The organism is Streptomyces chlorus (assembly GCF_042655885.1).
Lineage (GTDB): Bacteria > Actinomycetota > Actinomycetes > Streptomycetales > Streptomycetaceae > Streptomyces > Streptomyces chlorus.
The window spans coordinates 1-13,129 of record NZ_JBHSOA010000021.1 but is presented as its reverse complement, the minus strand read 5'-3'; the positions used below and the strand labels follow the sequence as shown (position 1 = coordinate 13,129).

At 71.5% G+C, this 13,129-nt stretch carries 12 protein-coding genes and 1 rRNA gene; 2 read left to right on the top strand and 11 right to left on the bottom strand.

Annotation, left to right across the window (positions count from 1 at the left end):
- Positions 1 to 105: 105 nt before the first annotated feature.
- From recN to ACFPZI_RS10935, 4 genes are all read right to left on the bottom strand, one after another.
- On the bottom strand, positions 106 to 1,824 hold the full coding sequence (gene recN / locus ACFPZI_RS10950) for a DNA repair protein RecN (RefSeq protein WP_381361631.1): 1,719 nt from the start codon (positions 1,822 to 1,824) through the stop codon (positions 106 to 108).
- Positions 1,825 to 2,235: 411 nt separating this feature from the next.
- Complete coding sequence (locus ACFPZI_RS10945; protein ID WP_381361504.1) at positions 2,236 to 3,141, bottom strand: NAD kinase; 906 nt, start codon at positions 3,139 to 3,141, stop codon at positions 2,236 to 2,238.
- Positions 3,138 to 3,953, bottom strand: coding sequence for a TlyA family RNA methyltransferase (locus ACFPZI_RS10940; RefSeq protein WP_381361501.1), 816 nt, complete (start codon positions 3,951 to 3,953; stop codon positions 3,138 to 3,140). Before ACFPZI_RS10940 ends, ACFPZI_RS10945 begins: the two co-directional genes overlap by 4 nt.
- A 7-nt stretch (positions 3,954 to 3,960) precedes the next feature.
- Complete coding sequence (locus ACFPZI_RS10935) at positions 3,961 to 4,338, bottom strand: hypothetical protein (RefSeq protein ID WP_381361499.1); 378 nt, start codon at positions 4,336 to 4,338, stop codon at positions 3,961 to 3,963.
- Between the two features lie 42 nt (positions 4,339 to 4,380).
- Here ACFPZI_RS10935 and ACFPZI_RS10930 point away from each other — a divergent pair, with 42 nt between their 5' ends.
- Entirely contained in the window at positions 4,381 to 4,728 is a 348-nt protein-coding gene (locus ACFPZI_RS10930; RefSeq protein WP_381361497.1) for a sterol-binding protein, read from the top strand.
- On the opposite strand, the gene ACFPZI_RS10925 is transcribed toward ACFPZI_RS10930, so the two are convergent.
- The 4 genes from ACFPZI_RS10925 to ACFPZI_RS10910 form a co-directional block, all read right to left on the bottom strand.
- A complete protein-coding gene (locus ACFPZI_RS10925) occupies positions 4,712 to 5,608 on the bottom strand; it encodes an ABC transporter ATP-binding protein (RefSeq protein ID WP_381361494.1) in 897 nt (298 codons plus the stop codon). The two genes, ACFPZI_RS10930 and ACFPZI_RS10925, sit on opposite strands and share 17 nt — an antisense overlap.
- 74 nt (positions 5,609 to 5,682) lie before the next feature.
- Complete coding sequence (locus tag ACFPZI_RS10920; RefSeq protein WP_381361492.1) at positions 5,683 to 6,753, bottom strand: FecCD family ABC transporter permease; 1,071 nt, start codon at positions 6,751 to 6,753, stop codon at positions 5,683 to 5,685.
- Positions 6,750 to 7,796 (bottom strand): FecCD family ABC transporter permease, encoded by a 1,047-nt coding sequence (locus tag ACFPZI_RS10915; protein WP_381361490.1) that lies wholly within the window; start codon positions 7,794 to 7,796, stop codon positions 6,750 to 6,752. The genes ACFPZI_RS10920 and ACFPZI_RS10915 overlap by 4 nt, the downstream gene beginning before the upstream one ends.
- A gap of 74 nt (positions 7,797 to 7,870) precedes the next feature.
- Complete coding sequence (locus tag ACFPZI_RS10910) at positions 7,871 to 8,902, bottom strand: HAD hydrolase-like protein (protein ID WP_381361488.1); 1,032 nt, start codon at positions 8,900 to 8,902, stop codon at positions 7,871 to 7,873.
- A gap of 71 nt (positions 8,903 to 8,973) precedes the next feature.
- Here ACFPZI_RS10910 and ACFPZI_RS10905 point away from each other — a divergent pair, with 71 nt between their 5' ends.
- A complete protein-coding gene (locus ACFPZI_RS10905; protein ID WP_381361486.1) occupies positions 8,974 to 10,266 on the top strand; it encodes a DUF1015 domain-containing protein in 1,293 nt (430 codons plus the stop codon).
- 77 nt (positions 10,267 to 10,343) lie between these two features.
- Here the strand turns inward: ACFPZI_RS10905 and ACFPZI_RS10900 are convergent, their stop codons facing one another.
- From ACFPZI_RS10900 to rrf, 3 genes are all read right to left on the bottom strand, one after another.
- Positions 10,344 to 11,192 (bottom strand): hypothetical protein, encoded by an 849-nt coding sequence (locus tag ACFPZI_RS10900; protein WP_381361628.1) that lies wholly within the window; start codon positions 11,190 to 11,192, stop codon positions 10,344 to 10,346.
- Positions 11,084 to 12,685, bottom strand: coding sequence for a hypothetical protein (locus ACFPZI_RS10895; protein WP_381361654.1), 1,602 nt, complete (start codon positions 12,683 to 12,685; stop codon positions 11,084 to 11,086). Before ACFPZI_RS10895 ends, ACFPZI_RS10900 begins: the two co-directional genes overlap by 109 nt.
- Before the next feature lie 183 nt (positions 12,686 to 12,868).
- Positions 12,869 to 12,985 (bottom strand): 5S ribosomal RNA (gene rrf / locus ACFPZI_RS10890).
- Positions 12,986 to 13,129: the final 144 nt, after the last annotated feature.

Sequence of the window (13,129 nt, the reverse complement as noted above, 5' to 3'; positions counted from 1 at the left end):
CCACCCGTACGAGTGACAAAGTACCTCCTGTCGGCCGACACCTCGATGGATGACCGGCCGACCGCCGGCTCCGTCAGCCGTCTGCCAGCCGTCCGCGCGGGGCTGTCAGCCGTCCGCGCGTGCCGTCGCCAGGAGTTCCTCCGCGTGGGCGCGGGCCGTCTCGGAGTCCTCCTGGCCGGCCAGCATCCGCGACAGTTCCCGGATCCGGTCCTCCCCTTCGAGCACCTTCACACCGGACCGGGTGACCGTACCGTCGTTCGTCTTCGCCACCAGCAGCTGCCGGTCCGCGAAGGCGGCCACCTGCGGTAGATGCGTGACGACCACGACCTGGGCGCTCTTCGCCAGCTTGGCGAGCCGCCGCCCGATCTCGACCGCCGCCTTGCCGCCGACACCGGCGTCGACCTCGTCGAACAGATACGTCGGCACCGGGTCCGTCCCGGCGAACACGACCTCCACGGCCAGCATCACGCGCGACAGTTCACCGCCGGACGCGCCCTTGGCGATGGGCCGGGGCGGCGCCCCGGGGTGCGGGGCGAGCAGCAGTTCGACCTCGTCGACGCCCGACGGCCCGTGGGCGACCGTGCGCCCGCCGACCTCGACACCGTCCGGGTCCTCCGTCTGCCGGATGTCGAACGACACGCGCGCGTGCGGCATGGCGAGGGATGCCAGCTCCGCGGTGACGGCGGCCGCGAAGCGCTCCGCGGCCTCGGTGCGCGCCTGGGAGAGGGTCTGCGCCAGCCCGCCCAGTTCGGCACGCAGGCCGTCGCGTTCGGCGGTGAGTTCCTCGATCCGCTCGTCGTCGCCGTCCAGGTCGGTGAGGCGCGCGGCGCTCTCCTCGGCCCAGGCCAGCACGGCGGAGATGTCCTGGCCGTACTTGCGGGTGAGCCCGGTGAGCGCGGCCCGGCGTTCCTCGACCGCCGCCAGCCGCAGTGGATCGGCGTCCAGATCGTCCGCGTACCCGGCGAGGTCCCCGGCCACGTCACGCAGCAGGATGCCGACCTCGCCGATCCGGTCGGTGAGCGCGGCCAGCTCCGGATCGTGCGCCCGGACGGCCTCCAGGGACCGCTGGGCGCCCGCGACGAGCGTTCCCGCGTCGACGTCCTCGGGGTCCTCCGGGTTTCCGGCGAGAGCCGCGTGCGCGACGGACGCGGCGGACGCCAGGGCCTCGGCGTGCCCGAGCCGTTCGGCCTCCTCCGCCAGTTCCACGTCCTCGCCGGCGCGGGGCTCCACACCGGCGATCTCGTCGAGCCCGAAGCGCAGCATGTCGGCCTCCTGGGCCCGTTCACGCGCGCGTGTGGTGATCTCCTCGAGTTCCGTGGCGACGGCCCGCAGCCGCTTGTACGCCGCCGTGTACTTGGCGAGCGGCCCGGCGACCGCGTCGCCCGCGTACCGGTCGAGCGCCTGCCGCTGCCGGGACTGCTTGAGGAGCCCCTGCTGGTCGGTCTGCCCGTGCACCGCCACCAGGTCGTCGGCGATCTCGGCGAGCAGCCCCACGGGTACGCTCCGCCCGCCCAGGTGGGCCCGGGAACGCCCTTCGGCGGAAACGGTACGGCTGATCAGCAGCGCTCCGTCGTCGAGCTCGGCCCCGGCCTCTCCCGCGCGTGCGGCGGCCACGGCGCCTTCGGGCACGACGATCCGCCCCTCGACGACCGCGCTTCTGGCCCCGATCCGCACCAGGGCCGCGTCCGCCCTTCCCCCCAGCAGCAGCCCGAGGCTGGTGACCACCATGGTCTTGCCCGCGCCCGTCTCACCGGTGACTGCGGTGAAGCCGGGTGACAGCTCGACCACGGCGTCGTCGATGACTCCGAGCGACCGTATCCGCATCTCCTCCAACACGTCCCAGACCTTACGAGGTTTTCCCCGCGCCGTGCGACGCCGCCCCCCGCCCGAACGGAAACACCGCAGGTCGTCACCGGTGAGCGGGACCCCGTTCACCGGCGGGTCCCGGTGCCCCGGTACGGGCGCGGGCGGAGGCGGGGTGGTGAGGCAGGGCGGGGGCCGGAGGGAAACCCGCGTGCCAGGGAATGCCCTGGGGCGTGTTTCGAAAGCCCCGCCTGCCCGGCGACGCCTGGCACGCACTCCCCCAAGCTCTTCGAGCAGGGGGACCCCCCAGCCGCGTTGTCGGGCTCGCCCCGATACACCCAGTATCGGGGCGACCCTCCGCCTTGCGATCGCACGCACCAGACGCCGTCGGGCCCGCCCTTCGGGCAGACGACGCTACTTTCGAAACACGCCCTAGTGCGGCGCTCCCCGCCATCCCGAGACCGGCAGTGCGAACTTCGCCACCAGCCGGTCCGTGAACGAGGCGTGATGCAGCCGGGCCAGCCGGACCGGGACGGCACCGCGCCGGACCTCCACCCTCGCGCCGGCCGGCAGTTCCACGGTCCGCCGCCCGTCGCACCACAGCACGCCGGGCGGGACGTGCGGCAGCATTTCCACCGCGAGCACCGAGTCCGGCGAGGTCACCAGCGGCTTGGCGAACAGGGCGTGCGCGCTGATCGGCACCATCAGCAGCGCCTCGACCTCGGGCCACACCACGGGCCCGCCGGCGGAGAACGCGTACGCGGTCGATCCGGTCGGGGTGGCGCACACGATGCCGTCGCAGCCGAACCCGGTCACCGGACGCCCGTCGATCTCCAGCACGACCTCCAGCATCCGCTCGGCGGACACCTTCTGCACCGCCGCCTCGTTCAGCGCCCAGTCCGTGTGCACGATGGCGCCGTTCTGGTGCACGACGACGTCGACGGTCATCCGTTCCTCGACCTCGTACGCCTTGCTCACCACCCGGTCGACGACCTTGTCGAGGTCGTCCCGCTCGGCCTCGGCGAGGAAGCCGACGCTGCCGAGGTTCACGCCGAGCATCGGCACGCCCGAGGCCCGGGCGAACTCCGCGCCGCGCAGCAGGGTGCCGTCGCCGCCCAGCACGATCAGCAGTTCGCAGCCGTCGAGGCACTCGGGGGTGGCCTCCCTGACGGTCTCCACCTCGTCCGGCAGCGGCAGGTCACGCGCCTCGGTCTCCAGCACCCGCACCCCGAGTCCGGAGTGCAGCAGTCCTTTGACCACGAGTTCCGCACTGCGGATGGCCGCCGGGCGGCCGGTGTGGGCGAGCAGGAAAACAGTACGAGCTCGGTTCGGTGTCAACGCGGCCCCTCCGCCACTGCACGGTCGACGTCGGCCGGGTCCAGTTCCGGAGCCCCCGCCCGCAGCCACAAAAAGTATTCGACATTCCCCGAGGGTCCGGGCAGCGGACTCGCGGTCACGCCCTTCGCCCCCAGTCCCAGCTCCCAGGCCTTGGCGGCCACTCCCCGCACGGCCTCGGTGCGCAGCTGCGGGCTGCGTACGACGCCGCCGCTGCCCAGCCGCTCCTTGCCCACCTCGAACTGCGGCTTGACCATCATCACCAGATCGGCGTCCGGCCGCACGCACCGTGTCAGGGCGGGCAGGACCAGCCCGAGCGGGATGAAGGACAGATCCCCCACGACAAGATCCACAGGCTCCCCATCGATTGCTTCAAGCGTCAACTCCCGTACGTTCGTACGGTCCTTGACGGTGACGCGTTCATCGTTTCGGAGAGACCAGGCGAGTTGTCCGTATCCGACGTCCACCGCGACCACGTGCGCGGCCCCGGTCCGGAGCAGAACATCGGTGAAACCCCCGGTCGAGGCACCGGCGTCCAGCGCCCGCCGCCCTTGGACGACCAGCCCCTGCGGCACGAACACCTCGAACGCGCCGGCGAGCTTGTGGCCGCCGCGCGACACGTAGCCCGGGTCGCCGGCGTCCTCGGCGACGAGGATCGCGGCGGCGGTCTCCACCTGGGTGGCGGGCTTGGTCGCGACGGTCTTGCCGACGCTGACCCGCCCGGCGGCGATCAGCTGACCGGCGTGCTCACGCGACCGGGCGAGCTTCCGGCGGACCAGCTCCGCGTCGAGACGGCGGCGTGCGACTCCTGCCACGTTCGGTTCAGCTCCCCTGTCGGTAGGTCGAATGGGACTCGTGGCCCGAAGGGCCCCGTTGAGGGGCGGTGGTCGGGTGACGGGTGGGAACCGGAGGTCCCGGGCGGGCGTCGAGCGCGGTGAGCGCGTCGCGCAGCCCCCGGTGCACATCTTCGTACACCTCGACATGGCCGTCCGTGGCAAGGTGGTCGGCGTCGGCCAGCCGCTCCACCCGCGCGTCCACCTCGGCGTTGCCGGTGGGGGTGCGGGTCACGTTCAGGGGCGCGGGGGCGGCGGGGGTGTACTCGGGCCGCGGAGATGTGGGGTACGCGGCCGGTGACCCGGTGTGCTCCGCCTGCGGGGGCGGCTGCTGCGCGCTCCCCTGCTGGGGTACTGCGTCGTTCATGCCCTGACGCTACCGCGAACCGCTGGGGTACCGTCGTCCACGATGGCCACGATCGAGGAATGCCGTGCCGCACTCGGCAGACTGTCCGACTCCATGCGGCGTGCCGAGGGCGACGTCCGCGCGGCGGCGGCGATGGACCGCTCGGTCAGCTGCCACGTCACCGACCTGGATGTGACCTTCTCCGGCCGGCTCACCGGCGGGCGGATCGAGGTGCACGACACTTTCGAGGGCCCTCCGCGCGAGCGGGCGCAGATCAGGCTCGCCATGAAGGGGGACGACCTGCTGGCCCTGGTCGACGGCGAACTGCACTTCGCCAGGGCCTGGGGGGCGGGCCGGGTGAAGCTGGAGACAGGACTGCTCGACCTGCTCCACCTCAGGAAGCTTCTCTAGCTCCCACCTTCGCCACGGCCTGCTTGCCGGTGCTCTGCTCGACCGTGTCCTGCTTGTCCGTGCCCTGCTTGTCCGTGCCCTGCTTTGCCGCGGTCCGCGCCTTGCGGGCGGCCGGCACGATCAGGGGCGTACCCGTCTCGGGGTCGTCGATGACCTGGCAGCTCAGGCCGAAGACCTGCTCGACCAGCCCGGCGGTGACGATCTCCTTCGGAGCACCCTGTGCGATGACCTTCCCTTCGCGCAGCGCGATGAGGTGGGTGGCGTACCGGGCGGCGTGGTTGAGATCGTGCAGGACGGCGACGAGGGTGCGGCCCTGCTCCTCGTGCAGTTCCGCGCACAGGTCCAGTACGTCGATCTGGTGCTGGATGTCCAGATAGGTCGTCGGCTCGTCGAGCAGCAGCAGCGGGGTCTCCTGGGCGAGCGCCATGGCGATCCACACACGCTGCCGCTGTCCGCCGGAGAGTTCGTCGACATGGCGTTCGCCGAGGTCGGCGATGCCGGTCCGGGCCATCGACTCCTGGACGACCCGCTCGTCCTCGGTGGACCACTGGCGCAGGATGCCCTGGTGCGGATACCGGCCGCGCCCCACCAGGTCGGCGACGGTGATCCCGTCGGGCGCGATCGACGACTGGGGCAGCAGCCCGAGGGTGCGGGCGACCTTCTTCGCGGGCATCGACTGGATGACCTGACCGTCCAGCAGCACCCGCCCCCGGCTGGGCTTCAGCATCCGGGACAACGCCCGCAGGAGCGTCGACTTGCCGCAGGCGTTCGGGCCGACGATCACGGTGAAGGAGTTGTCCGGTATCTCCACCGACAGTTGCTCGGCGATGACGCGCTGGTCGTAGGCGAGGGTGACGTCCTCGGCGGACAGTCGGTTCACGATGCTCCTTCGGTCGTTCAGCCCGCCGGTCTGTCGGTCGGCCGGTCCGTTGATCGGTCCGTTGATCGGTCGCTTCATATCCGGCCCGCCTTGCGTTCGGTGACCAGCAGCCACAGCAGGTAGACACCGCCGAGCACGCCGGTGACGACGCCCACGGGCAACTGCTCGGCGCCGAAGGCCCGCTGCGAGATCCAGTCGGCGGTCACCAGCAGGGCGGCACCCATGCACATCGACGGCACCAGATTCGGTCCGGGCATGGGGGCACCTCCCACACCCTTGAAGCAGCGGGGGAGGGTCAGGCGCCGGGCGAGCTGCGGCGCGGTGAGTGCGACGAAACCGACCGGCCCGGAGGCGGCCGTCGCCGACGCGGTGAGCAGGACGGCGGACAGCATCAGTAGCATTCGTACGCGCTCCACCCGGACCCCGAGGGCGTACGAGACGTCGTCGCCCATCTCCATCACCCTGAGCCCTCGGGAGTTGGCGAGAACCAGTGGTACGAGGACGGCGCACAGCGCCAGCAGGGGCCAGACCTGGTCCCAGTCACGGCCGTCGAGGGAACCGGTCATCCAGACGATCGCACGGGCCGCGTCGACGATGTCGGACTTGGTGAGCAGATAGCCGTTGACCGCGGTGACGATCGCGGAGACACCGATACCGACCAGGACCAGCCGGTATCCGTGCACCCCCCGCTTCCAGGCGAGCACATAGATGGCGAACCCGGTCACGAGGCCGCCGACCAGTGCGCCGAGGGCGACCTGGTTGGCGGTTCCGGAGAACAGCACGATCATCACGAGCGCGCCGGCCGTGGCGCCCTGGCCCAGGCCGAGGACGTCCGGACTACCAAGCGGATTGCGGGAGATGGACTGGAACAGCGCACCGGAGAGACCGAGGGAGGCACCGACGAGGAGCCCCACCAGGACCCGGGGCAGCCGCAGTTCGGTGACGATGAATTCCTGGCCCGGGTCGCCCTCGCCCAGCAGTGTCCGGATCACGTCGGCGGCCGGTATCGGGAAGTCGCCGGTGCCGATCAGCATCACACTCGCGGTGAGCGCCACGAGCAGCAGCAGGACGCCGACGACGAGGGCGCGCACGTCCACCCGGAGCGAGAGGCCGCCGGGCGTCCGCACAACACGGTTGGTCTTCACAGCTGGGCCGTCCTCCGCCGTCGTACGAGATAGATGAACACCGGGCCGCCGATGATCGCGGTGACGATGCCGACCTGGACTTCGGCGGGCCGGGCCAGGACACGGCCGATGACGTCGGCGCCGAGCAGCAGCACGGGCGACAGGACCGCCGCGTACGGCAGGATCCAGCGCAGGTCGGGTCCGGTGAACGAGCGCACGACGTGCGGCACCATCAGGCCGACGAAGACGATCGGCCCGCAGGCGGCCGTCGCGGCCCCGCACAACAGGGTCGCGGCGAGCATGGCCAGCCCTCGCGTGCGGTTCAGGTTGGCGCCGAGGGCCTTGGCGGTGTCGTCGCCCATGGCCATGGCGTTCAACGGTCGGGCGAGCAGCAGCGCCAGCACGAAACCGATCAGCAGGAAGGGCAGCACCTGCCGGATCACCGAGCCGTTCGCCGAGGACAGCGATCCGACCGTCCAGAAGCGCATCCTGCCCAGGGCAGCCTCGTCGAGGATCATGACCGCCTGGAGGTAGCCGAACAGCGCGGCGGTGATCGCGGTGCCGGCGAGTACCAGGCGCACCGGTGTCGCGCCCCGGCTGCCGCCGAGGAACCACACCAGTGCCCCGACCGCCGCCGCTCCGCAGAACGCGAACCACACATAGCCGGACAGCGAGGTGACGCCGAAGAAGGTGATGGCCGTGACGACCGCCGCGGACGCGCCCGCGTTGATGCCGAGCAGTCCCGGATCGGCCAGCGGATTACGGGTCAGCGCCTGAAGCACCGCTCCCGCCAGGCCGAGCGCGGCACCGGCGAGCGCGCCGAGAACGGTCCGTGACAACCGGTCGGCGACGACGGCATCGCCGTAGGTGCCCGAATCCTCGAACAGGCCGTGCCAGACCTGTTGCAGGGACAGGTCCTTCGCCCCGATCGCGATACTCGCCAGGGCGACGAGTACCAGGACCACGGCGGAGAGGAGCAGCCCTAGGACACGGAGCAGCGCCCGGCGGTTCGGATGCGCGAGGACGGTGTCCGCGCGCTGTTCGGGGGGACTCTCGACCAACACCCGGTTAGGTTAGCCTACCCTCCCATTCGATCACGATTCCTCGGATCCGCGGGCATCCGGGTACTGAGCACCCCTCACAGCCCCAGCCGCGCCAGCGCCTTCCCCCCGTCCAGCCGGCACTCGCCGTCGCCCGCCGCTGTCCACGCCGCCGCGCACAACGCCCGCAGCCCGTCCGGAGCCGTACCCTCCCCGTCCAGCTCCAGGCGCTCGCCGGCCGCCGTCGCCGTCCAGCCACCGCACCGGAACCCGCCGCCGTCCACCGCGACGACCTCCGGCTGCCCGGTGAGCATCCCGCGCAGATCGGCGTCGACGAAGGTCGGCCGGTGCTGCGGCGGCGCTGCCAGCAGCTGCGCACCGTCGGTCACGCCCGTGAGTACCAGCAGTGAGTCGACACCGCCGTTGAAAGCGCCCTCGATGTCCGTGTCCAGTCGGTCGCCCACCACCAGCGGCCGCTCGGCACCCGTCCGCAGAATCGTCTCCCGGTGCATCGGCGGCAGCGGCTTGCCCGCCACCTGCGGCTCGGCGCCCGTCGCGATCCGTACGACCTCCACCGCCGCCCCGTTGCCCGGCGCGATGCCCCGGCCGCTGGGGATCGTCAGATCCGTGTTGGACGCGAACCACGGCACTCCGCGCGCGATCGCGTAACTCGCCTCCCCGAACCTCCCCCACGGGAAGTCGGGGCCGCCGTACCCCTGCACCACCGCCGCCGGGTCGTCGTCCGCCGACTCCACGGGCGTCAGCCCGCGCTCGCTCAGCGCCACCCGCAGGCCCTCGCCACCGATCACCAGCACCCTGGCCCCCGGCGGCACCTGCTCACTCACCAACCGCGCGACCGCCTGCGCCGATGTGATCACATCGCCGGCCTCCGTCGGTATCCCCAGCTCCGTCAGATGCGCGGCGACGGTGTCCGGCGTGCGCAGGGCGTTGTTCGTCACGTACGCCAGATGCATGCCCCCGGCGCCGGCAGTGGCCAGCGACTCGACCGCGTGGACGATCGCCTTCCCCCCCGCGTACACCACACCGTCGAGGTCGAGCAGCGCCGTGTCGTACGCCTCGCTCAGGGCCTGCCCACTGCCCTCGGGCCTCGTCCTGACGCTTCGGCTCATTGTGCATCGCTCCTCGTTCGACGGCTTTCCCCGATCATCCCCCATGCCACTGACACCCGTACGATGCCTGGATGAAGACTGCAGGTCCCTCGGAAGCGAAGGCGCGCCGAGGCCTGGAACTCACCCCGTTCCGAGGCCTTCGTTACGACCCCGACCGGGTCGGCAGCCTGGCCGCCGTGACATCCCCGCCGTACGACGTCGTCGTCCGTCCCGACGGTCTGCATCACTTGCAGTCCGCCGACCCGTACAACATCGTCCGGCTGATCCTGCCCGAGGCCGAAACCCCCGAAGCCCGCAATGCCCAGGCCGCCGAGACCCTGAACCGCTGGCGGGCCGAGGGCGTGCTGACCACGGACCCCGAACCCGGTCTCTACGTCTATGAACAGCGCGACGGCGACGGTCTGCTGCAGCGTGGAATCATCGGCGCCCTGCGTGTGTCGGACCCCGACGAGCAGCTGGTCCTGCCGCACGAGGACGTCATGCCGCACATCGTCGCCGACCGCGCGGCCCTGATGCTGGCCACCTCGGCGAACCTCGAACCGCTGCTGCTGACCTACCCCGGCGACGGCTCGGCAACCGCCACCGCCGACCTGATCGAGCGCACGGCCAAGACATCTCCCGTCCTCGCGACCACCACGGAGGACGGCTTCCACCACCGGCTGTGGTCCCTCACCGACCCCGAGGACCTGGCCACCGTCCGGACCGACCTGGCCGGCCAGCAGGCGCTCATCGCCGACGGCCACCACCGCTGGGCGACCTACCGTCGCCTGCGCGCGCAGCACCCCTCCCCCAGCCCTTGGGACCACGGCCTGGTGCTTCTCGTCGACACGGCCCGCTACCCGCTGCGCGTCCGCGCCATCCACCGCCTGCTGCACGGCCTGCCCGTCACGGACGCGCTGGCCGCCCTCGACGGCCTGTTCCGGGTCCGCCGCATCGACACCGCGTTGCCGGAGGCCATGGAGGCACTGGCCGGGGCGGCCGGTGCGGGCAACGCCTTCCTCCTGGCCGGCGACGGCGCCTTCCACCTCGTCGACCGCCCGGACCCGGATCTGCTGGCCCGTACGGTCCCCGCCGACCGCCCGGAAGTCTGGCGAACCCTGGACGCGGCGGTCCTGCACTCCACGCTCCTGGACCAGGTGTGGCACATCCCCGAAGATTCCCCGGCCCACATCGCCTACATCCACGACACGGCCGCGACCGTCGAGAAGGCGGAACGCGACGGCGGTACGGCGGTGCTGATGCATCCGGTCCGCGAGGAGGTCGTCCGCGACCTCGCCCGCCAGGGCGTCACGATGCCCCGCAAGTCGACGTCCTTCGGCCCCAAGCCGGCCTCGGGGCTGGTGCTGCGCGCGTTCGACGGGTGACGCGTCGCCGGTGACGCAGGAAGGGGTGGGATTCCCGGTCGGTGAACCGGGAATCCCACCCCTTCCTGCGTCAGGCGTCAGTCCTTGTTGACGTCGGTCTCGGCCTTATCGGCATCACCGTTGTCGGCATCACCGTTGTCGGCATCACCGTTGTCCGTGTCCAGGTCCGTGCGCACGTCCTCGGCCTCGTCGGCCAAGGTGTCGGAACCGGCGTCGGCGTCGGTTTCGGTGGCGGTGTCGTCATGCTCGTCGAGCGCGTCCATGAACTCCACGCCGTCCATCTCGGCCAGCCGGTCCGAGGCGTCGGTGCTGCCGTCCCGGTCGGCCTCCACGGCCTTCGCGAACCACTCCCGTGCCTCGTCCGCCCGGTCGGCGGCGAGAAGCGCGTCGGCGTATGCGTACCGCAGCCGCGCGGTCCACGGCTGCACGACGTGGGACGCCAGCTCGGAGCTCTGGAGCGTCACAATGGCGGCGTCCAGTTGCCCCATGTCGCGCCGCGCGCCGGCCGCGACAAGCCGCATCTCGACCTGCCCGGCCTTGTCCAACTTCTGCACCTCGGGGGCACCGGCCATGTCCAGCGCCTTCTCCGGCCGCCCGAGCCCACGCTCGCAGTCGGCCATGAGGGGCCACAGCTCCGCGGTACCGGTCATCCTCCGCGCCGCCCGGAACTCGGCCAGTGCCTCGGAGTACTTCTGGTTGGCGTACGCGGCGAAGCCGGCGGCCTCCCGCACGGCGGCGACGCGCGACGCCAGCCGCAGCGCGACCCTGGAGTAGTCGTACGCGCCCTCGGGGTCCTCGTCGATCAGCCGGGCGACCATCACCAGGTTCTTGGCAACATCCTCCGCGAGCGTCTTGGGCAGGCTCTGCAACTCCTGCCGTACGTCCTTGTCGATCTCCTCGCCCGTGACGTCCTCGGGGATCGGCAGCCGCTTGATGGGCTCCCGGTCCCGCTCCCGCTCCTCACGGAACCGGCCGCCACCGTGCCGGTCATCGTGCCCACGGAACCCACTGGGCCGCCCGCCCCGGTCGTCACGGCCGCGGAAGCCACCACGGCTGTCACCGCGGCTGTCGTCCCGGCCGCGGTATCCGCCCCGCTCGCCACCACGACTGTCACCGCGACTGTCGTCGCGACGGAAGCCACCGCGGTCACCGCCACGGCTGTCGTCCCGGCCGCGGTCACCACCACGCTCGCCACGGTCGTCACTGCGCCGGTCGTCGCGGCGGCCGTGGCCCCGGTCGTCATCGCGGCGGAAGCCGCCCCGGTCACCGCCACGGCTGTCATCACGCCCGCGGAAGCCACCACGGCTGTCACCGCGGCTGTCGTCCCGGCCGCGGTATCCACCCCGCTCGCCACCACGACTGTCACCGCGACTGTCGTCGCGACGGAAGCCACCGCGGTCACCGCCACGGCTGTCGTCCCGGCCGCGGTCACCACCACGCTCGCCACGGTCGTCACTGCGCCGGTCGTCGCGGCGGCCGTGGCCTCGGTCGTCGTCGCGGCGGAAGCCGCCCCGGTCACCGCCACGGCTGTCATCACGCCCGCGGAAACCACCCCGGTCACCGCGGCTGTCGTCCCGGCCGCGGTATCCGCCCCGGTCACCGCCACGGCTGTCGTCACGCCCGCGGTCACCACCACGCTCGCCACCACCGCGGTTGTCGTCACGCCGGAAGCCACCACGGTCGTCACGATCGTCACGCCCGCGGAAACCACCCCGGTCACCGCGGCTGTCACCGCGGCTGTCGTCCCGGCGGAAACCGCCCCGGTCACCGCCACGGCTGTCGTCACGCCCGCGGTCACCACCACGCTCGCCACCACCGCGGTTGTCGTCACGCCGGAAGCCACCACGGTCGTCACGCCCGCGGAAACCACCCCGGTCACCGCGGCTGTCGTCCCGGCCGCGGTATCCACCCCGCTCGCCACCACGGCTGTCACCGCGGCTGTCGTCCCGGCGGAAACCGCCACGCTCGCCACCACCGCGGTTGTCGTCACGCCGGAAGCCACCACGGTCGTCACGCCCGCGGAAACCACCCCGGTCACCGCGGCTGTCGTCCCGGCCGCGGTATCCGCCACGCTCGCCACCACGGCTGTCATCACGCCCGCGGTCACCACCACGCTCGCCACGGTCGTCACTGCGCCGGTCGTCCCGGCGGCCGTGGCCCCGGTCGTCATCGCGGCGGAAGCCGGAACGCTCACGTCCACCGTCACGGCGATCGTCCTTACGGTCGTCCCGGCCCTGGTGGCCGCCGCGCTCACCGCTCCGGGTGTCACCGCGGTTGTCGTCCCTGCCGCGGAAACCGCCCCGCTCCGGTCGGCCGGCGCCTCGGTCGTCGCGCCGGTCGTCCCGATGAACCCCACGGTCGCGGTCGCTGGATCGACGCGGACCGGCACCCCGCTGGCCGCCTCGGTCCGAACGGTCACCACTGTCCCGTCGCCGCTGGTCGCGCTCCGGTCGATCGTCGGGAGAGTTGGTGGACATCGGTGGCTCCTGTCTTCGGTACCGCAAATATTCTCGCGCAGCCAGACATCCGGCGCGCTCCAGAAAATACAAAAGGACCCCTGGCCCCAGCTGAACGCTGGTGACCAGGGGTCCTTCCAAAGATTGTTCGGCGGCGTCCTACTCTCCCACAGGGTCCCCCCTGCAGTACCATCGGCGCGGTAAGGCTTAGCTTCCGGGTTCGGAATGTAACCGGGCGTTTCCCCTACGCTATGACCACCGAAACCCTAATGGTTTCGAGCGAACAAGCACACTTTTCTTTTATGTTCTGCTCAAAGCCGACAACTGTTCGTTGTCTCAGAACTAACACAGTGGACGCGAGCAACTGAGGACAAGCCCTCGGCCTATTAGTACCGGTCAACTCCACA